Below are 25,199 nucleotides of genomic sequence, written 5' to 3' on the forward strand. Positions count from 1 at the left end.
TCTGACCGGACCCGCAGGCTCGCCTGCGGGTCCGGTTCTGCTTTCCGCTCCTCCGCGCCCCGGGTCCCTCGGCGCTCCCAGAGCCAGGCCCCTCGGCGCTCCCAGAGCCAGATCCCTCAGCGCCCCCAGAGAACGAGGCCATGCCGAGCACCGACACCCCCCTGCTGACCTCCCTGCGCTCGCCGCGCGTCGTCGCCGCCCGCCGGCTGGCCAAGCGCAACCAGCGCACCAAGGAGCGCCGGTTCCTGGTCGAGGGCCCGCAGGCCGTCCGGGAGGCCGTCGCCTTCGGCAGGCTGCCGGGCACGAACGAGCACGCCGTGGTCGAGGTCTACGCGACCCCCGAGGCCGCCGAGCGGCACGCCGGCATCGTCGAGGCGGCCCTGGCCGAGGGGCTGGCGGTGCTGACCGCCACCGACGAGGTGATCGCCGACATCTGCGACACCGTGACCCCGCAGGGCATCGTGGCGCTCTGCCGCTTCATCGACACCCCGTTCGACGAGGTGCTCAGGGCCCGTCCGAAGCTGGTCGCGATCCTCGCCCACGTGCGCGACCCCGGGAACGCCGGCACCGTGCTGCGCACCGCCGACGCGGCCGGCGCGGACGCCGTGGTGCTCACCGACGCCTCGGTGGACCTCTACAACCCGAAGGCCGTGCGGGCCTCCGTGGGCAGCCTGTTCCACCTGCCGGTGGCGGTCGGCGTGCCGGTCGAGGAAGCCGTCGGGAAGCTGCGCGAGGCCGGTGTCCGGGTGCTCGCCGCGGACGGCGCGGGGGAGCGCGACCTGGACCGGGAGCTCGACGAGGGCACCCTGGGCGCGCCGGGCGCATGGGTGTTCGGCAACGAGGCGTGGGGGCTCCCGGAGGAGACCCGCGCGCTCACCGACGAGGTCGTGCGCGTCCCGATCCACGGCCACGCGGAGAGCCTCAACCTGGCCACCGCCGCCGCCGTCTGCCTGTACGCCTCGGCCCGGGCGCAGCGTTCGCCCGGCGGCTGCCGTTCGAACGTCTGACGCACCCGGGGGCGCACCGGGATCACCCCGTTGCAAGCCCTACTGCGGGGGCCTGCGAGGCGCTAGGGTCTGCCTCTGTGGGGGGAACGGCACGGTGGGTAATCGGGGAGGCAACCCATGGTCGGCAGCGGGCCAGAGCTCGACCCGGACGACCTGCCGGACGGCCTGGTGGTCGCCGACGGGTCAGGCCGGGTGGTCTGCTTCAACCGGGCCGCGGCCCGGCTCACCGGCGTGCTCCCGGAGGCCGCGCTCGGCTCCGGGCTGGAGGACGTCCTCCCGCTGGAGGACCTGGACGGGCGCCGCTGGTGGCAGCTGACCGACCCGTACGGCGGCCTGGCCATCCGCACCCGTCAGCCGGAGCGCAACCTGCTGCTGCCCGGCGGCCGTGAGGTGCTGGTCTCCGCCCGGTACGTCCGCGCGGCGCGCGGCGGCCCGCTGGAGCGCCTGGTGATCGCCCTGCGCGGCACCGAGGCCCGGCGCCGGACCGAGCGCAGCCACGCCGAGCTGATCGCCACCGTCGCGCACGAGCTGCGCTCCCCGCTGACCAGTGTCAAGGGCTTCACGGCGACGCTGCTGGCCAAGTGGGAGCGGTTCACCGACGGGCAGAAGCGGCTGATGCTGGAGACCGTGGACGCCGACGCGGACCGGGTCACCCGGCTGATCGCCGAGCTGCTGGACATCTCCCGGATCGACGCGGGCCGGCTGGAGCTGCGCAAGCAGGTGGTGGACCTGGCCGCGGCGGTGCGCCGGCACGTGGAGCGCAAGGTCGCCACCGGCATCCCCGAGGACCGCTTCGACATCCGGATCGCCGAGCCGCTGACCGTCCTGTGGGCCGACCCGGACAAGGTCGACCAGGTGCTCGCCAACCTGCTGGAAAACGCGGTGCGGCACGGCGAGGGAACTGTCACGATCGAGGTGGCACCGGCCAAGGAGGTCGTCGAGGCGCCCCTGTGGGAGCGCTCCGGCACCCCTCCCCGCATCGTGGAAGGCACAGCGGTCACCGTGAGCGACGAAGGCAGCGGCATCCCCGAGGAATCGATGCCGCGCGTGTTCACCCGCTTCTGGCGCGGCTCCAAGCGCGGCGGCACCGGCCTGGGCCTGTACATCGTCAAGGGCATCGTGGAGGCCCACGGCGGCTCGATCCGCGTCGACCGCGCACCCGGCGGCGGTGCCCGGTTCCGGTTCATCCTGCCCGCCGGCGTGCCCGACTTCATGTTCTGACGGAGCAGCGGGGTCCCGCCGGAGGGCTTCCCGGCAGCGGTGCCACCCGCTGCGACTACACTCGACCTTTGGCGTCGCGCAACGCCCTGCGCGGCTGAGCCGCGGACATCCACTCCCGTGAGCCTCCGGTGAACGGAAACCGGCTGCCCGTGCCCCGGCCCCGCCGGGCGTGACGCGTTGGGCCCCTCCTGCCCGAGGGCGGGCAAGTTGGGCCCCTCCTGCCCGAGGGCGGGCAAGGAGGGCGAGCACCACCCACCTGAGCACGGACGAGCAGGAGCACGGGAAGATAGAGATGTCGGCACCCAACAAGTCCTACGACCCGGTCGAGGTCGAGGCCCTCAAGCCCGAGGTGGTGGAGCAGGCGCGGGACGAGGCCGTCGCCGCCTTCGCCGCCGCCACCACCCTGAACGAGCTGAAGGAGGCCAAGGTCGCCCACAGCGGCGACCGGTCCCCGCTCGCACTCGCCAACCGCGAGATCGGCGCCCTTCCCCCGCACGCCAAGGCCGCTGCGGGCAAGCTGATCGGCCAGGCCCGCGGCGACGTCAACAAGGCGTTCGCCAAGCGGCAGGTCGAGCTTGAGGCGGAGCGCGACGCCCGCGTGCTGGTCGAGGAGGCGGTGGACGTCACGCTGCCGTACGACCGCGCCCCGCGCGGCGCCCGGCACCCGCTGACCACCATGGCCGAGCGCATCGAGGACACCTTCGTCGCGATGGGCTACCAGGTCGCGGAAGGCCCCGAGGTCGAGGCCGAGTGGCTCAACTTCGACGCCCTCAACCTGGGCCCGGACCACCCGGCCCGCTCGATGCAGGACACCTTCTTCGTCCGGGCCCCGGACGGCTCCGCCGACTCCGGCGTGGTGCTGCGCACCCAGACCTCCCCGGTCCAGGCCCGCACCATGCTCGACCGAGAGCCCCCGCTCTACGTGGTCTGCCCCGGCCGGGTCTACCGGACCGACGAGCTGGACGCCACCCACACCCCGGTCTTCCGCCAGGTCGAGGGCCTCGCGGTGGACGAGGGCATCACCTTCGCCGACCTCAAGGGCACCATCGAGGTCCTGGTCGAGAAGCTGATCGGCGACCACCTGGAGCTGCGCTGGCGGCCCTCGTACTTCCCGTTCACCGAGCCGTCGGCCGAGGTCGACCTCCAGTGCTTCGTGTGCCTGGGCGCGAGCGTCGGCAACCCGGACCGCCCGTGCCGTACCTGCTCCTCCGAGGGCTGGATCGAGCTCGGCGGCTGCGGCGTGGTCAACCCGCGGGTGCTCGTCGCCTGCGGTGTCGACCCGAACCGCTACAGCGGGTTCGCCTTCGGCCTGGGCCTGGAGCGGATCCTGATGAATCGTCACAACGTCGCCGACATGCGCGACATGGTCGAGGGTGACGTGCGCTTCACCCTCCCGTTCGGGATGGAGATCTGATGCGCGTCCCGCTTTCCTGGCTGCGCGAGTACGTCGACCTGCCGGCCGGTGCGACCGGCCGTGACGTCGCGGAGCGCCTGGTCCGGGCCGGCCTGGAGGTCGAGACCGTCGAGCAGCTCGGCGGCGAGCTCAAGGGCCCGCTGGTGGTCGGCGAGGTGCTCTCCATCGAGGAGCTGACCGGCTTCAAGAAGCCGATCCGGCACTGCCTCGTCAACGTCGGCGACGCCAACGGCACCGGCGAGCCGCAGGAGATCGTCTGCGGCGCGCGCAACTTCGCGGTCGGCGACAAGGTCGTGGTCGTGCTCCCGGGCGCCGTGCTGCCCGGCCCGTTCCCGATCGCGGCCCGCCAGACCTACGGCCGCACCTCGGCCGGCATGATCTGCTCCGGGCGCGAGCTGCGCATGAGCGACGACCACGACGGCATCATCGTCCTCCCGCCGGAGTACGAGCCCGGCACCGACGCCATCGAGCTGCTCCAGCTCGTCGACGAGGTGCTCGACATCGCCGTCACCCCGGACCGCGGCTACTGCCTGTCCATGCGCGGCGTGGCCCGCGAGGCCGCCGCCGCGTACGGGCTGCCGCTGGCCGACCCGGCGCTGCTCGACGTGCCGCCGGCCAACTCCTTCGGCTACCTGGTCAAGGTCAACGACCCGACCGGCTGCGACCGCTTCGTGGCCCGTACGGTCGTCGGCGTCGACCCGAACGCCAAGTCCCCGATCTGGCTGCAGCGCCGTCTGCAGAAGTCGGGCATCCGGCCGATCTCGCTGACCGTCGACATCACCAACTACGTGATGCTGGAGGTCGGCCAGCCGCTGCACGCCTACGACAAGCAGCGCGTGAACGGCCCGATCACGGTCCGCCGGGCGGAGCAGGGCGAGGTCCTCACCACCCTCGACGGCGTCGAGCGCAAGCTCTCGCCCGAGGACCTGCTGATCTGCGACAGCAGCGGCCCGATCGGCCTGGCCGGTGTCATGGGCGGCGCCTCCACCGAGATCCTCGACCCGGCCGCCGGTCCGGGCACCACCGAGGTGATCATCGAGGCCGCGCACTTCGACCCGGTCGCGATCGCCCGCTCCGCCAAGCGGCACAAGCTGCCCTCCGAGGCGTCCAAGCGCTTCGAGCGCGGCGTCGACCCGGAGGCCGCCCGCGCCGCCGCGCAGCGCGCCGTCGACCTGCTGGTCCTGATCGCCGGCGGCACCGCCGAGGCCGGGGTCACCGACATCGCGGCGCCGCACCCGGTGCGCACCATCACCATCGCCGCCGACCTGCCCGACCGGGTGGCCGGCACGGCGTACGGCCGGGAGACGGTCACCCGTCGTCTGCAGGAGGTCGGCTGCTCGGTCTCCGGCGCCGACGTCCTGGAGGTCACCCCGCCGACCTGGCGCCCCGACCTGACCGACCCGTACGACCTCGCCGAGGAGGTCATCCGGCTGGAGGGCTACGACAACGTCCCCGCCCGGATGCCCGACGTGCCGCCGGGCAAGGGCCTGACCGAGGCCCAGCGGATCAACCGCCGGATCGGTGTCGCGCTGGCCGGGACGGGCTACGTCGAGGTCAACAACTACCCGTTCCTCGGCGAGACCGCCTGGGACGCGCTCGGCCTGGCGGCGGACGACCGCCGCCGCCGGACCGTCAAGCTGGTCAACCCGCTCAACGACGAGGAGCCGGCGCTGCGCACCACGCTGCTGCCGGGCCTGCTCGGCGCGCTGCGCCGCAACGTCGGCCGCGGCAACACCGACCTGGCGGTCTACGAGACCGGCACCGTCTTCCTGCCGAAGGACGAGCTGTCCGTGGCTCCGCGCCCGGCCGTCGACCACCGGCCCAGCGACGCGGAGCTGGCCGAGCTGGACGCCGCGCTGCCGGACCAGCCGCGCCGGGTCGCCGTCGCCCTCGCGGGTGAGCGGCTGCCGTCGGGCTGGTGGGGCAAGGGCGCCCAGGCCTCCTGGGCGGACGCCGTCCAGGCGGGCCGCACGGTGGCCCGCGCGGCCGGTGTCGAGCTGACCGTCCGTGCCGGGCAGCTCGCGCCCTGGCACCCGGGCCGCTGCGCCGAGCTGGTCGTCGCCGGCACCGATCGGGTGGTCGGCCACGCCGGCGAGCTGCACCCGCGGGTGGTCAAGGCGCTCGGCCTGCCGGCCCGGACCGCCGCGATGGAGATCGACGTCGACCTGCTGACCGCCGACGGCGCCGAGCGGGTCAACGGCCCGACGGTCTCCGGCTTCCCGGTGGCCACCCAGGACGTCGCGTTGATCGTCGACACGGCGGTTCCGGCCGCCGATGTCGAGTCCGCGCTGCGCACCGGTGCGGGCGAACTGCTGGAGGCCATCCGGCTGTTCGACGTGTTCACCGGTGAGCAGATCGGCGAGGGCAAGAAGTCGCTGGCGTACGCGCTGCGTTTCCGCGCCGTCGACCGCACGCTGACCGCCGACGAGGCCACCGCCGCCCGCGAGGCGGCCGTCGCCGAGGCCGTCGCCCGTACGGGAGCGGTGCTGCGCGGGGCCCTTCGTGTTGCCGCGTGCCCGCTTCCGGTTTGTGTGCTTCCGCCTGTCCGCGGCCGGGCGGCTTTGCCAAGGCTTGGCTTGACGGTGCCTCAGCCCGTGGCTTATCTCTTTACCTATGGAAGTAGATAAAGCCGAGGACCGACCCTCGCCCATCGAGTTCCGGCTGGACCCGGCCTCCGGTGTCCCGACCTACCTGCAGCTCGTGCAGCAGGTCGAACAGGCCCTGCGGATGGGCTGGTTGACCGAGGGGGACCGGCTGCCCCGGGTACGCGAGGCGGTGGCCGGGCTGGCGATCAACCCGAACACCGTGCTCAAGGCGTACCGGGAGCTGGAGCACCGGGGCCTGGCGGTCGGCCGTCGGGGCCAGGGCACCTTCGTGCGGGGGCTGCCCGCCGGGGTGGTGCCGCTGCGCGAACGGGCCGCGCTGCGGCGGGGGTTGCTGGACTGGATGCGCTCGGCGCGGACCGCCGGGCTGGACGAGGAGGGGATGGCCGCGGTGTTCGAAGACGCGCTGCGCGACCTGCGCGAGGGCCGGGACGGGGTGGTGGCCTGATGGCCGCGAACACGGTGATCGACTGCGCCGGGCTCGGCAGGCGCTACCGCCGCTCCTGGGCGCTGCGGGACTGCCGGCTGGCCGTCCCCGCCGGGCACGTGGTGGCCCTGGTCGGCCCGAACGGCGCCGGCAAGACCACGCTGCTGAGCCTGGCCGCCGGACTGACCCTGCCCAGCGAGGGCGCGCTGACCGTACTCGGCGACCAACAGCCGGGATCGCCGAAGGCGTTGGACCGGATCGGCTTCGTCGCCCAGAACGCCGCGCTCTACCCGGGCCTGCCGGTGCGCGACCTGCTCGCGATGGGCCGGCACCTCAACCGCCGCTGGGACGAGGCCCGGGCCCGCACTCACCTGGAGGGCCTCGGCATCCCGCTGGACCGCAGGTACGGCCGGCTCTCCGGCGGCCAGCAGGCCCAGGTCTCGCTCGCCCTCGCCCTCGCCAAGCGTCCCGAACTCCTGCTGCTGGACGAGCCGTTGGCCGCCCTGGACCCGCTCGCCCGGCATGACTTCATGGCCGTGCTGCTGACCGCCGTGGCCGAGGACGGGCTGTCGGTGGTGTTCTCCTCGCACGCCGTCCACGAGCTGGAGCGCAGCTGCGACTACCTGGTGGTGCTCGGCGGCGGAAGGGTCCAGGTGGCGGGGGAGGTGGACGACCTGCTGGGCGGCCACCGGATGCTCACCGGCCCGACCACCGACGCCGACCGGATCGCCGGGCTGCTGCCCGTGGTCCGCGACCGCCGGGCCGGCACCCAGTCCCACCTGCTGGTCCGCACCGGCGGCGTGGACGCCCCGGTCTCCGGCGAATGGCGCCAACAGCGCGTCGGCCTGGAGGAGTTGGTGCTCGCGTACCTGCGCGAACCGGCCGCCTCCGCCCTCCCCGGCCCACGCGGGGCCGTCCGTCCGAACGAGAAGGTCCTGCTGCCGTGAGTTCCCTGACCCTCGCGCCGCCCCGCTCCGCCGTCCTGCGGGCGGCCGGGCTGCGCCACCGGCCCGCGCTGCGGACCCTGCTGGGCGTCCTCGCCGGGCTGGCCCTCGTCCTGGGCGTCAGCGGGTACTACCTGCACGCCGGGTTCGACGACTCCGGTGCGGCCGGCTGCGACATGGCACTGCGGACCTGCAACGACCGCTGGAAGGAGTTCCTGCACGGGTACGGCTCCGAGCTGTCCGTCGGCGGGAACGTCGCCTACTTCCTGGGCGGCGCCCTCGGGGCGTTCGTCGGAGCGCCGCTGCTGGCCCGGGAGTTCGAGCACGGCACGGTGCGCTTCGCGTGGACCCAGGGCGCCGGGCGCACCCGCTGGACGGTCGGCGGGTTGGTGGTGGTCGGCAGTGTGCTGGCCGCCGCGACGGCCCTGACGGCGGTGGTGCTCGACTGGTGGATCTCGCCGCTGGCGGCGCACGGGGGCCGGTTCACCCCGTTGGCCTTCGCCAGTGCCCCGCCCGCGCTGGTCGGCCGGGTGCTGCTGGCCTTCGCGGTGTCCGCGCTCGCGGGTGCGGTGCTGCGGCGGACGGTGGTGGCGGTGGGGATCGGCGTGGCCGTCTCGGTCGCGGTGAACCTGGTGGCCGAATCCCTGCGGTTCCACTACCGCACCCCGCTCCAGGACACCGTCCACACGCTCGCCCAGGCCTCGCTCGACCACCGCTGGGAGGGGGCGATCTGGGTCACCGATCCGGCGGGGGACAGGCTCGGCCTCGGCCGGCTCTACGACCTGGGCGGTGACTACTACGGGGCGGAGAAGCTGCTGAACGAGGGCGGTTACTCGCTGCACGAGTCCTACCAGCCGGACAGCCGCTACTGGCTCTTCCAGTCCGTGGAGTTCGCCTGGACGGCCGGGCTCGCCGTGGCGCTGTGCGCGGTCGCGGTGTGGTGGATCCGGCGTCGGGCGGTCTGACCTGCGGCGCCGTAGATCGTTTGAAGAGTTTCCGTCAAAACCCTTGCGGGAGTGCGCGCGGACCGGCTTTCCTACTTCTCGTTAGGAAAGTTTCCTAACGCCACGAGGAATCGGAGCGTCCCATGCGCCCTCAGCCCCGTCGTGCCCTCCGCGTAGCCCTCGCCGCCGCCCTGGTGGCCGCACCCCTCACCGTCGCGGCCACCGCGGCGGCCCAGGCCGCCCCGGTCCCGGCCGCCGCCGTCCAGCTCAAGGGCGTCGGGCTGGACGACCCGCACAAGAAGGACATCGCGATGCAGCTGGTGTCCAGCGCGGAGAACTCGTCGCTGGACTGGAAGGCCCAGTACAAGTACATCGAGGACATCAAGGACGGCCGCGGCTACACCGCGGGCATCATCGGCTTCTGCTCCGGCACCGGCGACATGCTGGACCTCGTCCAGCACTACACCGACCTCAAGCCCGGCAACATCCTCGCCAAGTACCTGCCGGCCCTGAAGAAGGTCAACGGCAGCGAGTCGCACGCCGGCCTCGGCACCGCGTTCGAGAAGGACTGGGCCACCGCCGCCAAGGACACCGTCTTCCAGCAGGCCCAGAACGACGAGCGCGACCGGGTCTACTTCAACCCCGCCGTCAACCAGGCCAAGTCCGACGGCCTGCGCGCGCTCGGCCAGTTCGCCTACTACGACGCCATCGTGATGCACGGCCCGGGCAACAGCTCGGACAGCTTCGGCGGCATCCGCGCCGCCGCGATGAAGAAGGCCAAGACCCCGGCCCAGGGTGGCGACGAGGCCACCTACCTCAAGGCGTTCCTGGACGCCCGCAAGGTGGTCATGAAGAAGGAGGAGGCGCACTCCGACACCAGCCGCGTGGACACCGAGCAGCTGGTCTTCCTCAACGCCAAGAACTTCGACCTCAACCCGCCGCTGAAGTGGAAGGTCTACGGCGACAGCTACGCCATCAACAGCTGACGCGACGTCAAGACGAGGGCCCGGCAGCCGGATCACGGCCGCCGGGCCCCGCAGTCGCTTGCGCCGGAAGGGTCAGGCGCTCGCGGTGTAGTCGTAGAAGCCGCGGCCGGACTTGCGGCCGAGCAGGCCCGCGTCGACCATCCGGGAGAGCAGCGGGGGAGCGGCGTACAGCGGCTCCTTGTACTCGTCGTACATCGACTCGGCGATCGAGACGATGGTGTCCAGGCCGATCAGGTCGCACAGTCGCAGCGGGCCCATCGGGTGGGCGCAGCCGGCCTCCATGCCCTTGTCGATGTCGGAGGCGGTGGCCACGCCCGACTCGAACATCCGCACCGCGGACAGCAGGTACGGCACCAGCAGCGCGTTGACCACGAAGCCGGCCCGGTCGCGGGCGCGGATCGGCTCCTTGCGGAGCGCCTGGGTGGCGAAGGCCTCGACCCGCTCGGTGGTGGCCGCCGAGGTGGTCAGGGTCGGGATGACCTCGACCAGCTTCTGCACCGGCGCCGGGTTGAAGAAGTGCAGGCCGATCACCTGCTCCGGGCGGGAGGTGGCGGCGGCCAGCTTCACGATCGGGATCGAGGAGGTGTTGGAGGCGAGGATCGCGTCCCGGCGCTCGATGACCTGGTCCAGGGTCTGGAAGATCTTGACCTTGATGTCCTCGCGCTCGGCCACGGCCTCGACCACCAGGTCGCGGTCGGCGAAGTCGGACAGCTCGGTGGTGAAGGACAGCCGGGACATCGCCTCGTCCCGGTCCTCGGGGCTCAGCTTGCCGCGCTTGACCGCCGTGTCCAGGGAGTTGGTCAGCCGGGTGCGGCCGAACTCCAGGGCCTCGCCGCTGGCCTCGGACACCAGGACGTCCAGCCCGGCCCGGGCGAAGACCTCGGCGATGCCCGACCCCATGAGACCGCAGCCGACTACTCCGACGCGCGTGATGTCACTCACTCAGTTGCCCTTCGGTGGTGCTGGGGGTCGCCCAGCGACTGGTGGCCCAGCGAGCTGCTGGTCTGCGGGGCCGGGGGACCGGAATGGGTGCGCCGGTCACCGCCCCGACGACGTTACTACTCCGTACTGGCCGGTAGGTCACCCCCTCCCCGGCGGAGTGCCAGTGCGACCGAATCCCCCGAACGGGTGAGGCGGCGCCGCCGGACCCGTGTGCCCGGGGCCGCGGCCGCCCGCCGGCCGACAGAATGCCACACACGGGGGCAGGGGACGGGAAGGGAGCACAGTGTGCCGACGGGATCGCTCGCAGGACAGGTCGCCCTGGTCACCGGCGCCGGCCGGGGCATCGGCCGGGAGATCGCCATCGGCCTGGCCGCCGAGGGGATGTCCGTCGGCCTGGTCGGCCGCACCCACGAGACACTGACCGACACCCTCAAGGAGTGCGTCAAGCGCGGCGCCCGGGGTGTCGCCGTGACGGCCGACGTCACCCGCCCCGGTTCGGTGCGCGAGGCCGTCCGGGTCGTCGAGCGCGACCTCGGCGCGATCGACCTGCTGGTCAACAACGCAGGCCTGGTCGACCGCGCCGAGGTGCCGATCTGGGAGACCGACGCCAACCAGTGGTGGCAGGTGATCGAGACCAACCTCCGCGGCCCCTACAACCTGCTGCGCTGCGTCCTGCCGGGCATGGTCGCCCGGCGGCGCGGGCGGGTGGTCAACCTCAACTCCGGCTTCGCGCTCCGCCCGGACGGCGAGTACACCGCCTACGCGACGTCCAAGGGCGCGCTGCTCCAGCTCTCCGACAACATGGCGGACTCGCTCGCCCGGCACGACGTCGTCGTCCTCGACATCAGCCCGGGCGCGGTGCCCACCGACATGACCGCCGGGATGCCGATGTTCAAGGACATGAAGGCCTGGGGCTCCATCCCGTACATGGTCGCGGTCACCGTGGACGCCGCCCGGGGCCGCTTCGACGGGCTGCACGGGCGGTTCATCCACGCCGGGCGGGACGACCTGGAGGAACTGGTCAACCGGGCCGACGCGATCCGGGCCTCGGACGCCCGCACGCTGCGGCTGCGCCCGTACAAGGACGACGACCCGATGGTCTGACCGGCCCGGTGGCCCGCCCGGCCCGCTGAGCCGACCGGAGGCCCGCCCGGTGCGTTCACCAGGCGCCGAGCGGTGGCCGGCCCGCTACGCGCAGAGCTGGCTGGCGGTCACCGGCTTGAGCCCCGCCTTGGCGAGCCCGTCCAGGATCGCCGGCAGCGCGTCCACCGTGCACTGGTGGCCCATGTGCAGCGCGACCACCGAGCCGCCGCGCGCGGAGTTCAGCACCCGGCGCTGGAGTTCGGCGGCCGTGGGGTCGTTGTAGTCGCGCGGGTCGACGTCGAAGGACAGCACGTGCTCGTAGCCGACGGCCCTGGCCTGCTCGCGCACCATCGGGGTGGCGTACTGCGCGGCGGAGGGACGGAACCAGCGGCCGATCGAACCGGTGAGCCGCTGCAGCCGGTCGGCGCACTGGGCGATCTCGGCGCGGGCCTGGTCGGGCGTCATGGCGGAGATGTTGAGGTGGTTCTGGGTGTGGTTGCCCAGCTCGTGGCCGCCGTCCAGGATCCGCCGGGCCATCTGCGGCTGCTGGTCGAGCCAGCTGCCGACGGCCATCACGGTCACCTTGGCGCCGCGCTGCTCGGCGATCTCCAGCAGCGCGGTGGCGAGCTTCGGGTCGCCGCTGCCGTGGAAGGTGAGTGCCACGTTCCGGCCGGTGCGGGGTCCGTACGCGACCTCGACCGGGGTGCCGGGCGCGAGCGGCGGCAGCGGGGGCGGGGTCGACGGGGCGGACGCCTTGGCCGCGGCCGGGGTCGGCTCGCCGCCGGGCTGCGGCTCGGCGGGCTCCCCGGAGGGGGCCGGGGCGGTCGGGGCGGCGGACGGCGGGCCCTCGCCGCCGTTCCAGGCCGGGTCGGTGGTGTGCTGCGGGTCGACGGTGCCGGGGTGCGCGGCCAGCGCCCCGGGGTCGGCCCGGCGGGGGGCGCCGGTGCCGCAGGCGGTGAGGAGGCCGCCGGCGGTGAGGGCGGCCAGCGTGGCGGCGGTGCGCAGTACGGTGCGACGGTCGGCAGTCATCGGCAGCCAGCATAGAGAGGACGGCCCCGCCGGGCGATCCGGTATGACCGGCACCCCACCGCCCTTGACGTGCACACACTCTGTCTACGGGTGTTGCGTAAACCTGAACTCCCGCTGTTTCCACGGTGTGTCGTTGGATACGATCACCGCGCACCGCGTGTTGACAGGCGGTCGCACATTCCGGCATTGCGCATTGGGGGCGGACAGGATGCACGAGGACACCGCGGCGATCGGCCGGCCGGCCGACACCGACTGGGACTGGGCGAGAGCGGACGACTGGCAGCCGCCGAGCGAGCTGGACACCGGGGTCCCGCACACCGCCCGGATGTACGACTACTACCTGGGCGGCAAGGACAACTTCGAGGCCGACCGCCTGGCCGCGCAGGCCGCGATATCCGCCTACCCCGCGCTGCCGCTGCTGGCCCGCACCAACCGGCAGTTCCTCGGCCGCGCCGTGGAGTACGCGGCCGGCCGGGGCATCCGCCAGTTCGTCGACATCGGCACCGGCATCCCGGCCGTCGGCTCCACCAGCGAGGTCGCCCAGCGGGTCGCCCCGGCGGCCCGGGTGGTCTACGTGGACAACGACCCGATCGTTGCCACCCACGCCCGCGCCCTGCTGGCGAGCCACCCGGCCGGGCACACCTCGGTGATCGAGGCCGACCTGCGGGACCCGGCCGCCATCCTCGGCCACCCCGCGCTGGCCGCCGCCGTCGACCTCTCCCAGCCGGTCGCGCTGATGCTGGTCGCCGTCCTGCACTTCATCCGCGACGAGGACGGCGCGGAGCGGATCGTCCGCACCCTGCGCGACGCGCTCGCCCCCGGCAGCGCGCTGATCCTCTCCCACGGCAGCCCCGACTTCGCCTCCCGGGAGAGCGCGGCCGAGGGCACCCGGATCTACCGGAGCGCCAGCGCCCCGCTCGTCCTGCGCCCTCGGGCCGGGGTCGAACCCTTCTTCGGCGACTTCGAGTTCGTCGGCCCCGGGCTCGTCCAGCTCCCGCTCTGGCGCCCCACCGCCGGCCACGTCCCCACCACCGAACTGCCCGAGGGCTGGCAGGACGTCTCCGCCTACGCGGGCGTCGCCTTCAAGCCGTAGCGCCCGTACGCGTCCCGGCCCCGGCGCCCGGCTCCCGCGCCGGGCCGCCGCGGCGCGCGCACCGTCACCGACAACCCCTCACCACCCGGGTGGCCCACCGCATGACCACCGACCTGCCGCCGCTGCCGGACGGCGTCGACGCCCTGCTGCGCTCCGTCGGGGCCCCGCCCCGACTGGTCGCCCACCTCGCGCTGGTGCACGAGGTCGCCGAGCGGATCGCCGACTTCTGCGCCGACCAGGGCCTGGAGTTCGACCGCGAGGCCGTCCGGTACGGCGCGGCCACCCACGACATCGGCAAGGCCGTCCACCCGGAGGAGCTCTCGGCGCCCGGCTCCGCGCACGAGCCGGCCGGCCACGCCCTGCTGCTCGCCCACGGCGTGCCCGAGCGGCTCGCCCGCTTCGCCCGCGACCACGCGAACTGGGGCGGACCGGGCGTCACCGTCGAGGACCTGCTGGTCAGCCTGGCCGACAAGGTCTGGAAGGACAAGCGGGTCCGGGACCTGGAGGACCTGGTGGTCGAGCGGCTCGCCGCCGCCACCGGCCGGGAGCCCTGGGAGGCCTTCCTCGCCCTGGACGACCTGCTCACCCGGATCGGCGAGGACGCCCCGCGACGGCTCGCCGTCCAGGCCCGGTACCCGGTACGAACCGGGAGAAATTGACGCGACAGGCCGTGCGCGGCGGTGTTAGCTTCCGCCGCATGGAACCCCTGAGCGAGAACGACATCCGCGCGTCCTTCGTCAACTGCTCCAAGGGCGAGGCCCGTCGGCTCAGCCTGCCCCGGGGCCTGGCCGAACTCCCCTGGGAGAACCTGGACTTCCTCGGCTGGCGGGACCAGGGCGCGCCCGACCGCGCCTACCTGGTGGCCGCGCACGGCGGCGAGCCGGTCGGCGTGACGCTGCGGGTGCCGACGGTGCGGCGCAGCCTCACCAAGAGCAACGTGTGCTCGCTGTGCATCACCGCGCACGCCGGCACCGGCGTCGCACTGCTCGCGGCCCGCCGGGCCGGGGCGGCCGGCCGCGAGGGGAACACGGTCGGGACGTACATCTGCGCCGACCTCGCCTGCTCGCTCTACGTGCGCGGGCTGAAGAAGTCCACCCTGGTCACCCGGCCCGACGAGTCGCTGCCGCTGGAGCAGCAGATCGCCCGCACGGTGGGCAACCTCGACGCCTTCCTCGCCCGGGTGCTCACCGACACCCTCGCGTAGGACGCGGCGCGATCCGCCGTGCGGGGAGCGTCACTGCCCGCGCAGCTGCTCCAGGTCGCGGCGCTCCCGCTTGGTCGGACGCCCGGCGCCGCGGTCCCGCTGCCCGGCCGCCGCGACGAACTCGCGCGGGGGCCGCGGCGGGCTGTTGTCGACCAGGCACTCCGCCGCGACCGCGGCGCCGACCCGCTTGCGGATCAGCTCACACACCACCACGACCCGCTCGTACCCCTCCTCGCGGAACCGGACCTCGTCCCCGGTCTTCAGCGGCTGGGCCGGCTTGGCCCGTTCGCCGTTCACCCGGACGTGCCCGGCCCGGCAGGCGGCGGCCGCCAGCGCCCGCGTCCTGACCAGCCGGACCGACCAGATCCAGCTGTCCAGCCGTACGCTTCCCTCGTGTTCAGCCATCCTCCGAGCCTATCCAAGCGCCCGGCCGAGCCCATCCAAGCGCCCGGCCGGGCGGCCTACGCGGCGGACGGCACCTCCTGGACCGCCCAGCCGTTGCCGTCCGGGTCGTTGAAGAACACGAAGTTGTTCCACGCCTCGCCGTGCCCGTCCACCCGGGACCCCGCGACGAAGTGCTGGACCGGGCTGACCTGCACGCCCCGCGCCGCCAGTTCGGCGTGTGCCTTCTCGATGTCCGCGACCACCAGCTGCAGTCCCTTGACGGAGCCGGGCGGCGCGTCGACCACCCCGGTGCCCACCACGATCGAGCAGGGCGAGCCGGGGGGAGTGAGCTGGACGACCCGGACCCCGTCCCGCAGCCGGGTGTCGTGGTCGACCGTGAAGCCGGCCTGCTCCTCGTAGAAGAGTTTCGCGCGGTCCACGTCGGAAACCGGGACCACGACGACTTCGAGCTTCCAGTCCATCGCCCTCACCCCTCTCGGCCGGGCTCTTCCAGTATCCGTCCGGCGGCTTTCATCCAGAACTGTTCCCCGGGGTCCGTCGGATAGCCTGAGAACACGATGAATCCGCAGACCACGCCCGCCGCGACCCCGCAGGCCACCCCGCTGACCACCCCGTGGGGCACCCTCGACCTCACCCGCGTCCCCGAGGACCCGCGCGAGCGGCTCCGGGCCTGGGACGCCGCCGACGAGTACCTGCTGCGCCACCTGGCGGGCGAGGCGGACAGCGCGGCCGGTGCCGCGACCGAGCTGTCCGGCCGCCGGATCGCCGTCCTCGGCGACCGCTGGGGCGCGCTGACCACCGCGCTCGCCGGGTTCCGTCCGGTCCAGGTCTCCGACTCCCACCTCGGCCGGCAGGCCACCAGGGCCAACCTGGCCCGGGCCGGCGCCGCCGTCGAGGAGGACCGGCTGCTCACCACCCGGGACACCCCGCCGGAGCGGATCGACGTGCTGCTGGTGCGCGTCCCCAAGAGCCTTGCCCTGCTGGAGGACCAGCTGCACCGGCTCGCCCCCGCCGTGCACGCCGGCACGGTGGTGGTCGGCGCCGGGATGGTCACCGAGATCCACACCTCCACCCTGCGGCTCTTCGAGCGGATCCTCGGCCCGACCCGCACCTCGCTCGCGGTCCGCAAGGCCCGGCTGGTCTTCTGCACCCCCGACCCGGCGCTCGACCCCGGCCCCAGCCCGTGGCCGCACCGCTACGCGCTGCCGTCGGACATCGGCCCGGCGTCCGGCCGTACGGTCGTCAACCACGCGGGCACCTTCTGCGCCGAGCGGCTCGACATCGGCACCCGCTTCCTCCTGGCCCACCTGCCCGCCCCGGCCCCCGGCGCCCGGGTGGTGGACCTCGGCTGCGGCAACGGCGTGGTGGGGACGGCCGCCGCCCTGGCCGGGCCCGGCGCGGAACTGCTCTTCGTGGACGAGTCGCTCCAGGCGCTGGCCTCCGCCGAGGAGACCTTCCGCGCCAACCTGGGCCCGGACGCCCCGGCCGGGTTCCTGGCCGCCGACGCGCTCGGGACGGACGCGATCGCCCCCGGCTCGGTGGACCTGGTGCTCAACAACCCGCCGTTCCACTCCCACCAGGCCACCACCGACGCCACCGCCTGGCGGATGTTCACCGGCTCGCACCGGGCGCTGCGGTCCGGCGGCGAACTCTGGGTGGTCGGCAACCGCCACCTCGGCTACCACGTCAAGCTGCGCAGGCTCTTCGGCAACTGCCGACTGGTGGCGGGCAACCCCAAGTTCGTGGTGCTGAAGGCCGTCAAGCGCTGACCGGCGGTCGCCGCGGCGGCGGTCCTCGACCGACCCTTCTTGCATGAATTTTCCCTCGCGCGTATATTCATGCCACGACTAAGGAGGAACGCCATGGCATTGCGAGTCGCCGTCGCCGGCGCGAGCGGGTACGCGGGCGGCGAGGTGCTGCGCCTGCTGCTCGGCCACCCCGAGGTGGAGATCGGAGCGCTGACCGGCGGCTCGAACGCGGGCAGCAGGCTGGGAGCGCTCCAGCCGCACCTGATCCCGCTCGCCGACCGCGTCCTCGAAGCCACCACCCCCGAGGTGCTGGCCGACCACGACGTGGTGTTCCTGGCGCTGCCGCACGGCCAGTCCGCCGCCGTCGCCGAGGCCCTCGGCCCGAACGTCCTGGTGGTCGACTGCGGCGCCGACTTCCGGCTCAAGGCCGCGGCCGACTGGGAGCAGTTCTACGGTTCCGCGCACGCCGGCACCTGGCCCTACGGCCTGCCCGAACTCCCCGGCCACCGGGCCGCGTTGAAGGGCAGCAACCGGATCGCCGTGCCCGGCTGCTACCCGACGGCCGTCACCCTGGCGCTGTACCCCGCCTACGCGGCGCAGCTCGCCGAACCGGAGGCCGTGGTGGTCGCCGCCTCCGGCACCTCCGGCGCCGGCAAGGCCGCCAAGCCGCACCTGCTGGGCAGCGAGGTGATGGGCAGCGTCAGCCCGTACGGCGTGGGCGGCGTCCACCGGCACACCCCGGAGATGGCGCAGAACCTCACCCCGGTCGCGGGCGAGCCGGTCACCGTCTCCTTCACCCCCACCCTGGTCCCGATGCCGCGCGGCATCCTCGCCACCTGCTCGGCCAAGGCCAGGCCGGGCGTGACCGCCGAGCAGCTGCGCGCGGCCTACGCCGAGGCGTTCGCGGACGAGCCCTTCGTCCACCTGCTGCCCGAGGGCCAGTGGCCGCAGACCAGCAGCGTCTACGGCGCCAACTCCGCCCTGGTCCAGGTCGCCCTGGACGCCACCGCCGGGCGGATCATCGCGATCAGCGCGATCGACAACCTCGTCAAGGGCACCGCCGGCGGCGCGGTGCAGAGCATGAACATCGCCCTCGGCCTGCCCGAGGAGCTGGGTCTTCCCGTGAACGGAGTCGCACCGTGAGCAACGGCAACAACGTGGGCGTGACCGCCGCCAAGGGTTTCCGCGCCGCCGGCGTGACGGCCGGCATCAAGGCCTCCGGCACCCCGGACCTCGCCCTGGTGGTCAACGACGGCCCCCTGCTCGCCGCGGCCGGCGTCTTCACCGCCAACCGGGTCAAGGCCGCGCCGGTGCTCTGGTCCGAGCAGGTCCTCAAGGGCGGGCAGGTCTCCGCCGTCGTCCTCAACTCCGGTGGCGCCAACGCCTGCACCGGCCCGCTGGGCTTCCAGGACACCCACGTCACCGCCGAGCGGGTCGCCGGGGAGCTGGAGCTCAACGCGGGCGAGGTCGCCGTCGCCTCCACCGGCCTGATCGGCGTCCGGCTGCCGATGGACGTCCTGCTGCCCGGCATCGCCCTGGCCGCCGGCGAGCTCAGCGCGACGGGCGGCGAGGCCGCCGCGATCGCCATCAAGACCACCGACACCGTGCACAAGACCGCCCAGGTCACCAGCCCGGCCGGCTGGACGGTCGGCGGCATGGCCAAGGGCGCGGGCATGCTCGCCCCGAGCCTCGCCACCATGCTGGTGGTGCTCACCACCGACGCCGTCGCCGACAGCGCCGACCTGGACGCCGCCCTGCGCGGCGCCACCCGCACCACCTTCGACCGGATCGACTCCGACGGCTGCATGTCGACCAACGACACCGTGCTGCTGCTCGCCTCCGGCGCCACCGGCACCACCCCGGACCCGGCCGAGTTCGCCGAGGCCGTCCGTACGGTCAGCGCCGACCTGGCCCGCCAGCTGATCGGCGACGCCGAGGGCGCGAGCAAGGACATCCGGATCGACGTCGCCGGTGCCGCCACCGAGGACGAGGCCGTCGAGGTCGCCCGGACGATCAGCCGCAACAACCTGCTCAAGTGCGCCGTCCACGGCGAGGACCCCAACTGGGGCCGGGTGCTGGCCGCGATCGGCACCACCTCCGCCGCCTTCGACCCCGACCGGCTGGACGTCGCCATCAACGGCGTCTGGGTCTGCCGGGACGGCGGCGTCGGTGAGGACCGCGACCTGGTGGACATGAAGGGCCGCGAGGTCGTGATCACCGCGAACCTCAACGCCGGCACCGCGAGCGCCTCGCTGTGGACCAACGACCTCACCGCCGACTACGTCCACGAGAACAGCGCCTACTCCACCTGAGCCGCGCCGTCCTCCCCCAGCCTTCGGCCGGGGGGACCCCCACTACGAGGGAATCCCGTGCAGATCGCACCCAAGGGCGAACAGGCCCGCAACAACACCGCGTTGCCCAAGGCCCTGACGCTGATCGAGGCGCTGCCGTGGCTGGAGCGCTTCCACGGCAAGACCGTCGTGATCAAGTTCGGCGGCAACGCCATGGTGGACGAGAGCCTCAAGGCGGCGTTCGCCCAGGACGTCGTGTTCCTGCGCTACGCGGGCCTGCACCCCGTCGTGGTGCACGGCGGCGGCCCGCAGATCAGCGCCCAGCTGGACAAGCTGGGCCTGGAGTCCAGCTTCACCAACGGCCTGCGGGTCACCACCCCGGAGACCATGGACGTGGTCCGGATGGTGCTGGCCGGCCAGGTGCAGCGCGAGCTGGTCGGCCTGCTCAACTCGCACGGCCCGTTCGCCGTCGGCATGACCGGTGAGGACGCGCACACCATGACGGCGGTCAAGCGCTACGCGGTGGTGGACGGCGAGCAGGTGGACATCGGCCTGGTCGGCGACATCGTCAACATCGAGGCGGGCGCGGTCAAGGCCCTGATCGCCGACGGCCGGATCCCGGTCATCTCCTCGATCGCGCGCGGCACCGACGGCCACGTCTACAACATCAACGCCGACACCGCGGCCTCGGCCGTCGCGGTCGCGCTCGGCGCCGAGATGCTCGTCGTCCTCACCGACGTCGAGGGCCTCTACAAGGACTGGCCGGACTCCGACGACGTGATCAGCCAGCTCACCGCGAGCGAGCTGGACGTGCTGCTGCCCGGCCTCGCCAGCGGCATGCTCCCCAAGATGGAGGGCTGCCTGCGCGCCGTCCGCTCCGGCGTGGGCACCGCCCGCGTCCTGGACGGCCGGGTGCAGCACAGCCTGCTGCTGGAGATCTTCACCGACGAGGGCATCGGCACGATGGTCGTGCCGGACGACGAACCGACCGTGACCGGGGGACTGGCATGACGCACAACGAGCAGTTGACCGAGCGGTGGCAGCACGCCTTCACGGACAACTACGGCACCCCCCGGATCCCGCTGGTGCGCGGCGAGGGCAGCAAGCTCTGGGACGCCGACGGCAAGGAGTACACCGACCTGCTGGCCGGCATCGCCGTCAACGCCCTGGGCACCGCCCACCCGGCCGTCGTCGAGGCGGTCGGCCGGCAGATCGCCACCCTCGGCCACGTCTCCAACCTCTTCATGGCCGAGCCGACCATCGCCCTCGCCGAGCGGCTGCTCGCGCTGGACGGCCGGCCGGGCGGCCGGGTGTTCTTCTGCAACTCCGGCGCCGAGGCCAACGAGGCCGCGTTCAAGATCAGCCGGCGGACCGGCCGCACCCACCTGGTCGCCCTCCAGGGCGCCTTCCACGGCCGGACCATGGGCGCCCTCGCGCTGACCGGCCAGCCCGCCAAGCAGGCACCGTTCCACCCGCTGCCCGGTGACGTCACCCACGTCCCGTTCGGCGACGTCGAGGCGCTGCGCGCGGCCGTCACCACCGAGACCGCGGCCGTCTTCCTGGAGCCGATCCAGGGCGAGAACGGCGCGATCCCGCTCCCGGACGGCTACCTCCGGGCCGCCCGCGAGATCACCCGGGCCACCGGCACCCTGCTCGTCCTGGACGAGATCCAGACCGGCGTCGGCCGCACCGGCCACTGGTTCGCCCACCAGGCCCACGAGGGCGTCGAGCCGGACGTGGTCACCCTGGCCAAGGCGCTCGGCGGCGGGCTGCCGATGGGGGCCACCCTCGCCTTCGGGCCGGCCGCCGACCTGCTCTCCCCGGGGCAGCACGGCACCACCTTCGGCGGCAACCCGGTGGCCGCCGCGGCCGGGCTCGCGGTGCTGGACACCATCGAGTCGGAGGGCCTGCTGGAGCACGTCCGCAAGCTCGGCGAGCGGCTGCGGGGCGGCGTCGAGGCGATCGGCGACCCGCTGGTCTCGCACGTGCGCGGGGCCGGGCTGCTGCTCGGCATCGTGCTCACCGAGCCGGTCGCGGCCCAGGTCCAGGCCGTCGCGCAGGAGGCGGGCTTCCTGGTCAACGCGGCCGTCCCGGACGCCGTCCGGCTGGCCCCGCCGCTGGTGCTGACCGAGCAGGAGGCGGACGCCTTCCTCGCGGCGCTGCCCGGTGTCCTCCGGACGGTGCGCGAGAACGCCCCGGCCGATGCGAGTTGACCGTCGTCCGGGAGAATAATCACATGACCGTTTCCCACTCCGGCCCCGCCGCCGGTCCGACGCCGCAGGTGCCCCAGACCCGCACGGCGCGCCACCGGCGGATCGTGGACCTGCTCACCCGCCAGCCCGTGCGCTCGCAGAGCCAGCTCGCCAAGCTGCTCGCCGACGACGGACTCGTGGTCACCCAGGCCACCCTCTCCCGGGACCTGGACGAGCTGGGCGCGGTCAAGATCCGCAACCGGGACGGCGCGCTGATCTACGCCGTCCCGGCGGAGGGCGGCGACCGCACGCCCCGGGCGCCGATGGGGGAGTCGGCCAGTGAGGGCCGGATGGCCCGGCTGGCCGGCGAGCTGATGGTCTCGGCGACGGCCTCCGGCAACCTGGTGGTGCTGCGCACCCCGCCGGGCGCCGCCCAGTTCCTGGCCTCGTCGATCGACCAGGCCGAGGTGTTCGAGATCATCGGCACCATCGCGGGCGACGACACCGTGCTGCTGATCAGCCGTGACCCGGCCGGCGGCCAGGCGCTCGCCGACCACCTCATGCAACTCGCCCAGGCGAAGGCGCAGTAGCGCCCGGCGCACACAAAACCCCGGCCGACGGATCCCCGTCCGGCCGGGGTTTTGTGTTCCATGCACCATCGTGCATACTTATGCCACCTACTGCACATGCATGAAGGAGCCCAGCGATGACCGCCCAGCAGTCCTCCGACGTCCGCCTCTGGGGCGCGCGCTTCGCCGACGGCCCGTCCGAGGCGCTGGCCAGGCTCTCCGCCTCGGTCCACTTCGACTGGCGCCTCGCGCCGTACGACATCGCCGGCTCCAAGGCCCACGCCCGGGTCCTGCACAAGGCCGGCCTGCTCTCCGACGACGAGCTCGCCGCCATGCTGGCCGGCCTCGACCGGCTGCTCGCCGACGTCGAGGCGGGCACCTTCACCGGCACCGTCGCCGACGAGGACGTCCACACCGCCCTGGAGCGCGGCCTGCTGGAGCGCCTCGGCGCCGACCTCGGCGGCAAGCTGCGGGCCGGCCGCTCGCGCAACGACCAGATCGCCACGCTGTTCCGGATGTACCTGCGGGACCACGCCAAGACCATCGGCGGCCTGCTGCTCGACCTCCAGCAGGCCCTGGTCGGCCTCGCCGAGGCGCACCCGGACACCGCCATGCCGGGCCGCACCCACCTCCAGCACGCCCAGCCGGTGCTCTTCGCCCACCACGTCCTCGCGCACGTGCAGGCCTTCGGCCGGGACGCCGAGCGGCTGCGCCAGTGGGACACCCGCACCGCCGTCTCGCCGTACGGCTCCGGGGCGCTGGCCGGCTCCTCGCTCGGCCTCGACCCGCAGGCCGTCGCCGCCGACCTCGGCTTCGAGGGCGGCTCGGTCGGCAACTCCATCGACGGCACGGCCTCGCGCGACTTCGTCGCCGAGTTCGCCTTCGTGACCGCGATGATCGGGATCAACCTCTCCCGGATCGCGGAGGAGGTGATCATCTGGAACACCAAGGAGTTCGGCTTCATCACGCTGCACGACGCCTTCTCCACCGGCTCCTCGATCATGCCGCAGAAGAAGAACCCGGACATCGCCGAGCTGGCCCGTGGCAAGTCCGGCCGCCTGATCGGCAACCTGACCGGCCTGCTGGCCACCCTCAAGGCGCTGCCGCTGGCCTACAACCGGGACCTCCAGGAGGACAAGGAGCCGGTCTTCGACTCCTGCGACACGCTGGAGGTGCTGCTGCCCGCGTTCACCGGGATGATGGCGACCCTCACCGTGCACCGGGAGCGGCTGGAGGAGCTGGCCCCGGCCGGCTTCTCGCTCGCCACCGACATCGCCGAGTGGCTGGTCAAGCAGGGCGTGCCGTTCCGGGTCGCGCACGAGGTGGCCGGCGCCTGCGTCAAGGCCTGCGAGGCCGAGGGCATCGAACTGTCCGACCTGACGGACGAGCAGTTCGCCGCGATCTCCGAGCACCTGACGCCCCAGGTGCGGTCGGTGCTCAGCGTGCACGGCGCCATCGCCTCCCGTGACGGGCGCGGCGGCACCGCCCCCTCCGCGGTCGCGGTCCAGTTCGCCGAGGTCAAGGCGGACCTGGCGCGGCAGCAGGAGTGGGTCCAGGGCTGACCCGCCGAGGGGCGCGGGAGGGGCGCGGCGGTCCGACCGGCGCGCCCCTCCGGCGTCCGCGCCCCGGCCCGGGCGTAACCGGCCCCGCTCCGGTGCGTCATGCACGGTGTGTGCACCACCCTTCCCCCCGTCCCCTCCGCCGAGGACGTCTACCTCGCCGAACGCCGCCGCCGCGTGGTCCGCGAGACCGTCGCCGCCCTGCCAGGCCGCTGCCCGCAACTGGTCGCCGCCCTAGCCGAGGACCCTCCGCCCACCTACCGCGAGCTCTCCGAGCGCCTCGGGATGCCCCGCGGCTCCATCGGGCCGACCCGCTCCCGCTGCCTCGCCTGCCTGCGTACGCTGCTCCATGCGGAGCGCTACCCGTGAGGCGAGGGGGTGACGCCGCCCGGGCCCGTTCCCCGCGCCGGCCGCCCCCGCCGTCGGGGCGTGACCCTCGCCACGTCCGGCCCCGCGAAGGTTGAGCGGAGCTGACACCCGGGTAGAGCGCTGGCGAACGCAGCCCTTGACGAGGGCGCGATCACTCGGATACTGAGCGTGAGCGCGTCACCCTCTGCGCGCCGGCACGACCGACTGGGGAGGCCCCTCCACATGGGCATGAGCGTGATCATCTCGGCCGCTGAGGCCGAGGACGCGGAGCAGATCCTCAAGCTCCAGTACCTCGGCTACCAGCCCGAGGCCGAGCTGTACGGCGACTGGGCGATCAAGCCCCTGACACAGAGCCTGGAGAGCCTGCGCGCCGAACTGGCCGAACGGCACTTCCTGGTCGCCCGGCTGGGCGACGAGGTGGTCGGCACCGTCCGCGGCCACGTCGACGAGGACGGCGTCGCCCGGATAGGGCGCCTGGTCGTCCACCCGAGGATGCAGCGCCACGGCCTCGGCGGCCGGCTGCTGGACGCGCTGGAGCGCCGGCTGGCCGAGGAGGGGCCGGTCTCCGGCTACCGCCTGTTCACCGGCCACCGCAGCCTCGGCAACCTGCGGCTGTACGCTCGGCAGGGCTACCGGCAGACCCGGGTCGAGCAGGTCGACAACCGGCTGAGCCTCGTCCACCTGGAGAAGCCCGTCGCCCCCGCGCTCGCCGCGACGGCCTGAGCGCGCGGCCCCGCCGCCTCGCGCCCCGTGCTCGGCGCCGCCACCATCCGGATGGTCCGGTGGCGGCGCCGAGTCGTATCGTCCCAGGTCAGAGCCGTTCATGTCCGCATTGCGGACAGCCTCGACAAATAATTGGGCGTACTCCGACCCATCTGTTTTACTGGCTCACATGACTGCGACGACGAACTGGACCCCCACCGGCACGCTGCCGGCAGGTGAGCGTGCCATGTGTCGTCGAATGTGTCACCGCTGAGGGCCACCGCCCCCGGCACCCCTCCGAGGGTGCCCTCCCCTCGCGCCCCGAAGCGAGACTCCGGTGCCGCTCCCGCCTGTGCGAGCGTGCCCCTCCTCCCGTACCCCCCACCCCGTCGTGCCCGCCCGCCCGCGGGCCGGTGACTCGTAAGGGCCACGCCGTCGCGCGGCCCGGCCGTCCAGCGGCCACGATC

Annotated in this window: 25 protein-coding genes; 21 read left to right on the forward strand and 4 right to left on the reverse strand. The window is 73.5% G+C overall.

The window, feature by feature from the left end:
* Window positions 1–140: 140 nt before the first annotated feature.
* The 8 genes from ACFQ6N_RS13045 to ACFQ6N_RS13080 all read left to right on the forward strand — a co-directional run bounded on the left by ACFQ6N_RS13045 (window position 141) and on the right by ACFQ6N_RS13080 (window position 9,546).
* The gene (locus ACFQ6N_RS13045; RefSeq protein ID WP_380648910.1) at window positions 141–1,007 is read left to right on the forward strand and encodes a TrmH family RNA methyltransferase; all 867 of its coding nucleotides are present in this window, start codon (window positions 141–143) and stop codon (window positions 1,005–1,007) included.
* Between the two features lie 117 nt (window positions 1,008–1,124).
* Window positions 1,125–2,228: an ATP-binding protein gene (locus ACFQ6N_RS13050; RefSeq protein ID WP_380648911.1), complete on the forward strand. Its 1,104-nt coding sequence runs from the start codon at window positions 1,125–1,127 to the stop codon at window positions 2,226–2,228.
* Window positions 2,229–2,520: 292 nt separating this feature from the next.
* The gene (pheS, locus tag ACFQ6N_RS13055) at window positions 2,521–3,642 is read left to right on the forward strand and encodes a phenylalanine--tRNA ligase subunit alpha (RefSeq protein WP_380648912.1); all 1,122 of its coding nucleotides are present in this window, start codon (window positions 2,521–2,523) and stop codon (window positions 3,640–3,642) included.
* Window positions 3,642–6,269: a phenylalanine--tRNA ligase subunit beta gene (gene pheT / locus ACFQ6N_RS13060; RefSeq protein WP_380648913.1), complete on the forward strand. Its 2,628-nt coding sequence runs from the start codon at window positions 3,642–3,644 to the stop codon at window positions 6,267–6,269. Before pheS ends, pheT begins: the two co-directional genes overlap by 1 nt.
* Entirely contained in the window at window positions 6,256–6,693 is a 438-nt protein-coding gene (locus tag ACFQ6N_RS13065) for a GntR family transcriptional regulator (RefSeq protein ID WP_380648915.1), read from the forward strand. Before pheT ends, ACFQ6N_RS13065 begins: the two co-directional genes overlap by 14 nt.
* Window positions 6,693–7,619 carry an ATP-binding cassette domain-containing protein gene (locus ACFQ6N_RS13070; protein WP_380648916.1) on the forward strand — a complete coding sequence of 309 codons (927 nt, stop codon included), beginning with the start codon at window positions 6,693–6,695 and terminating at the stop codon, window positions 7,617–7,619. The genes ACFQ6N_RS13065 and ACFQ6N_RS13070 overlap by 1 nt, the downstream gene beginning before the upstream one ends.
* Complete coding sequence (locus ACFQ6N_RS13075; protein ID WP_380648917.1) at window positions 7,616–8,581, forward strand: ABC transporter permease subunit; 966 nt, start codon at window positions 7,616–7,618, stop codon at window positions 8,579–8,581. Before ACFQ6N_RS13070 ends, ACFQ6N_RS13075 begins: the two co-directional genes overlap by 4 nt.
* 122 nt (window positions 8,582–8,703) lie before the next feature.
* Window positions 8,704–9,546, forward strand: coding sequence for a chitosanase (locus tag ACFQ6N_RS13080; RefSeq protein WP_380648918.1), 843 nt, complete (start codon window positions 8,704–8,706; stop codon window positions 9,544–9,546).
* A 72-nt stretch (window positions 9,547–9,618) separates the two neighbouring features.
* On the opposite strand, the gene ACFQ6N_RS13085 is transcribed toward ACFQ6N_RS13080, so the two are convergent.
* Window positions 9,619–10,488, reverse strand: coding sequence for a 3-hydroxybutyryl-CoA dehydrogenase (locus tag ACFQ6N_RS13085; RefSeq protein ID WP_380648919.1), 870 nt, complete (start codon window positions 10,486–10,488; stop codon window positions 9,619–9,621).
* 285 nt (window positions 10,489–10,773) lie between these two features.
* Between ACFQ6N_RS13085 and ACFQ6N_RS13090 the strand changes: the two genes are divergently transcribed.
* On the forward strand, window positions 10,774–11,592 hold the full coding sequence (locus tag ACFQ6N_RS13090; protein WP_380648921.1) for an SDR family NAD(P)-dependent oxidoreductase: 819 nt from the start codon (window positions 10,774–10,776) through the stop codon (window positions 11,590–11,592).
* A gap of 84 nt (window positions 11,593–11,676) precedes the next feature.
* Here the strand turns inward: ACFQ6N_RS13090 and ACFQ6N_RS13095 are convergent, their stop codons facing one another.
* A complete protein-coding gene (locus ACFQ6N_RS13095; RefSeq protein WP_380648922.1) occupies window positions 11,677–12,600 on the reverse strand; it encodes a polysaccharide deacetylase family protein in 924 nt (307 codons plus the stop codon).
* A gap of 208 nt (window positions 12,601–12,808) precedes the next feature.
* Between ACFQ6N_RS13095 and ACFQ6N_RS13100 the strand changes: the two genes are divergently transcribed.
* The 3 genes from ACFQ6N_RS13100 to ACFQ6N_RS13110 all read left to right on the forward strand — a co-directional run bounded on the left by ACFQ6N_RS13100 (window position 12,809) and on the right by ACFQ6N_RS13110 (window position 14,897).
* Window positions 12,809–13,693: an SAM-dependent methyltransferase gene (locus ACFQ6N_RS13100; RefSeq protein WP_380648923.1), complete on the forward strand. Its 885-nt coding sequence runs from the start codon at window positions 12,809–12,811 to the stop codon at window positions 13,691–13,693.
* A 101-nt stretch (window positions 13,694–13,794) separates the two neighbouring features.
* On the forward strand, window positions 13,795–14,352 hold the full coding sequence (locus tag ACFQ6N_RS13105; RefSeq protein ID WP_380648924.1) for an HDIG domain-containing metalloprotein: 558 nt from the start codon (window positions 13,795–13,797) through the stop codon (window positions 14,350–14,352).
* A gap of 38 nt (window positions 14,353–14,390) precedes the next feature.
* Window positions 14,391–14,897: an FBP domain-containing protein gene (locus tag ACFQ6N_RS13110; protein ID WP_380648926.1), complete on the forward strand. Its 507-nt coding sequence runs from the start codon at window positions 14,391–14,393 to the stop codon at window positions 14,895–14,897.
* A 30-nt stretch (window positions 14,898–14,927) separates the two neighbouring features.
* Here ACFQ6N_RS13110 and ACFQ6N_RS13115 read toward each other — a convergent pair whose 3' ends face one another.
* Complete coding sequence (locus ACFQ6N_RS13115) at window positions 14,928–15,302, reverse strand: RNA-binding S4 domain-containing protein (RefSeq protein WP_380648927.1); 375 nt, start codon at window positions 15,300–15,302, stop codon at window positions 14,928–14,930.
* Window positions 15,303–15,358: 56 nt separating this feature from the next.
* The gene (locus tag ACFQ6N_RS13120) at window positions 15,359–15,763 is read right to left on the reverse strand and encodes a VOC family protein (RefSeq protein WP_380648928.1); all 405 of its coding nucleotides are present in this window, start codon (window positions 15,761–15,763) and stop codon (window positions 15,359–15,361) included.
* 96 nt (window positions 15,764–15,859) lie between these two features.
* Between ACFQ6N_RS13120 and ACFQ6N_RS13125 the strand changes: the two genes are divergently transcribed.
* From ACFQ6N_RS13125 to ACFQ6N_RS13165, 9 genes are all read left to right on the forward strand, one after another.
* Window positions 15,860–17,071 (forward strand): methyltransferase, encoded by a 1,212-nt coding sequence (locus tag ACFQ6N_RS13125; protein WP_380648929.1) that lies wholly within the window; start codon window positions 15,860–15,862, stop codon window positions 17,069–17,071.
* 93 nt (window positions 17,072–17,164) lie between these two features.
* The gene (gene argC, locus ACFQ6N_RS13130) at window positions 17,165–18,193 is read left to right on the forward strand and encodes an N-acetyl-gamma-glutamyl-phosphate reductase (RefSeq protein ID WP_380648930.1); all 1,029 of its coding nucleotides are present in this window, start codon (window positions 17,165–17,167) and stop codon (window positions 18,191–18,193) included.
* Window positions 18,194–18,207: 14 nt separating this feature from the next.
* On the forward strand, window positions 18,208–19,362 hold the full coding sequence (gene argJ / locus ACFQ6N_RS13135; protein ID WP_380649045.1) for a bifunctional glutamate N-acetyltransferase/amino-acid acetyltransferase ArgJ: 1,155 nt from the start codon (window positions 18,208–18,210) through the stop codon (window positions 19,360–19,362).
* 57 nt (window positions 19,363–19,419) lie between these two features.
* Window positions 19,420–20,352 (forward strand): acetylglutamate kinase, encoded by a 933-nt coding sequence (gene argB, locus ACFQ6N_RS13140; RefSeq protein WP_380648931.1) that lies wholly within the window; start codon window positions 19,420–19,422, stop codon window positions 20,350–20,352.
* Window positions 20,349–21,554: an acetylornithine transaminase gene (locus ACFQ6N_RS13145; protein WP_380648933.1), complete on the forward strand. Its 1,206-nt coding sequence runs from the start codon at window positions 20,349–20,351 to the stop codon at window positions 21,552–21,554. Before argB ends, ACFQ6N_RS13145 begins: the two co-directional genes overlap by 4 nt.
* A gap of 23 nt (window positions 21,555–21,577) precedes the next feature.
* Window positions 21,578–22,123 carry an arginine repressor gene (locus ACFQ6N_RS13150; RefSeq protein WP_380648934.1) on the forward strand — a complete coding sequence of 182 codons (546 nt, stop codon included), beginning with the start codon at window positions 21,578–21,580 and terminating at the stop codon, window positions 22,121–22,123.
* A 116-nt stretch (window positions 22,124–22,239) separates the two neighbouring features.
* Window positions 22,240–23,664, forward strand: a complete 1,425-nt coding sequence (argH, locus tag ACFQ6N_RS13155; protein ID WP_380648935.1) for an argininosuccinate lyase — start codon at window positions 22,240–22,242, stop codon at window positions 23,662–23,664.
* A gap of 108 nt (window positions 23,665–23,772) precedes the next feature.
* On the forward strand, window positions 23,773–24,030 hold the full coding sequence (locus tag ACFQ6N_RS13160) for a sigma-70 family RNA polymerase sigma factor (protein WP_189920805.1): 258 nt from the start codon (window positions 23,773–23,775) through the stop codon (window positions 24,028–24,030).
* 222 nt (window positions 24,031–24,252) lie between these two features.
* Entirely contained in the window at window positions 24,253–24,753 is a 501-nt protein-coding gene (locus tag ACFQ6N_RS13165) for a GNAT family N-acetyltransferase (RefSeq protein WP_380648936.1), read from the forward strand.
* Window positions 24,754–25,199 lie beyond the last annotated feature (446 nt).

It is taken from the genome of Kitasatospora sp. NPDC056446, assembly GCF_042796115.1.
Classification (GTDB): domain Bacteria; phylum Actinomycetota; class Actinomycetes; order Streptomycetales; family Streptomycetaceae; genus Kitasatospora.

Excerpts from the sequence above, each read along its gene's own strand:
- ACFQ6N_RS13045 (WP_380648910.1), top strand. The coding sequence starts at position 141 with ATGCCGAGCACCGACACCCCCCTGCTGACCTCCCTGCGCTCGCCGCGC.
- ACFQ6N_RS13050 (WP_380648911.1), top strand. The coding sequence starts at position 1,125 with ATGGTCGGCAGCGGGCCAGAGCTCGACCCGGACGACCTGCCGGACGGC.
- pheS (WP_380648912.1), top strand. The coding sequence starts at position 2,521 with ATGTCGGCACCCAACAAGTCCTACGACCCGGTCGAGGTCGAGGCCCTC.
- pheT (WP_380648913.1), top strand. The coding sequence starts at position 3,642 with ATGCGCGTCCCGCTTTCCTGGCTGCGCGAGTACGTCGACCTGCCGGCC.
- ACFQ6N_RS13065 (WP_380648915.1), top strand. The coding sequence starts at position 6,256 with ATGGAAGTAGATAAAGCCGAGGACCGACCCTCGCCCATCGAGTTCCGG.
- ACFQ6N_RS13070 (WP_380648916.1), top strand. The coding sequence starts at position 6,693 with ATGGCCGCGAACACGGTGATCGACTGCGCCGGGCTCGGCAGGCGCTAC.
- ACFQ6N_RS13080 (WP_380648918.1), top strand. The coding sequence starts at position 8,704 with ATGCGCCCTCAGCCCCGTCGTGCCCTCCGCGTAGCCCTCGCCGCCGCC.
- ACFQ6N_RS13095 (WP_380648922.1), bottom strand. The coding sequence starts at position 12,600 with ATGACTGCCGACCGTCGCACCGTACTGCGCACCGCCGCCACGCTGGCC.
- ACFQ6N_RS13100 (WP_380648923.1), top strand. The coding sequence starts at position 12,809 with ATGCACGAGGACACCGCGGCGATCGGCCGGCCGGCCGACACCGACTGG.
- ACFQ6N_RS13105 (WP_380648924.1), top strand. The coding sequence starts at position 13,795 with ATGACCACCGACCTGCCGCCGCTGCCGGACGGCGTCGACGCCCTGCTG.
- ACFQ6N_RS13110 (WP_380648926.1), top strand. The coding sequence starts at position 14,391 with ATGGAACCCCTGAGCGAGAACGACATCCGCGCGTCCTTCGTCAACTGC.
- ACFQ6N_RS13115 (WP_380648927.1), bottom strand. The coding sequence starts at position 15,302 with ATGGCTGAACACGAGGGAAGCGTACGGCTGGACAGCTGGATCTGGTCG.
- ACFQ6N_RS13120 (WP_380648928.1), bottom strand. The coding sequence starts at position 15,763 with ATGGACTGGAAGCTCGAAGTCGTCGTGGTCCCGGTTTCCGACGTGGAC.
- ACFQ6N_RS13125 (WP_380648929.1), top strand. The coding sequence starts at position 15,860 with ATGAATCCGCAGACCACGCCCGCCGCGACCCCGCAGGCCACCCCGCTG.
- argC (WP_380648930.1), top strand. The coding sequence starts at position 17,165 with ATGGCATTGCGAGTCGCCGTCGCCGGCGCGAGCGGGTACGCGGGCGGC.
- ACFQ6N_RS13145 (WP_380648933.1), top strand. The coding sequence starts at position 20,349 with ATGACGCACAACGAGCAGTTGACCGAGCGGTGGCAGCACGCCTTCACG.
- ACFQ6N_RS13150 (WP_380648934.1), top strand. The coding sequence starts at position 21,578 with ATGACCGTTTCCCACTCCGGCCCCGCCGCCGGTCCGACGCCGCAGGTG.
- argH (WP_380648935.1), top strand. The coding sequence starts at position 22,240 with ATGACCGCCCAGCAGTCCTCCGACGTCCGCCTCTGGGGCGCGCGCTTC.
- ACFQ6N_RS13165 (WP_380648936.1), top strand. The coding sequence starts at position 24,253 with ATGGGCATGAGCGTGATCATCTCGGCCGCTGAGGCCGAGGACGCGGAG.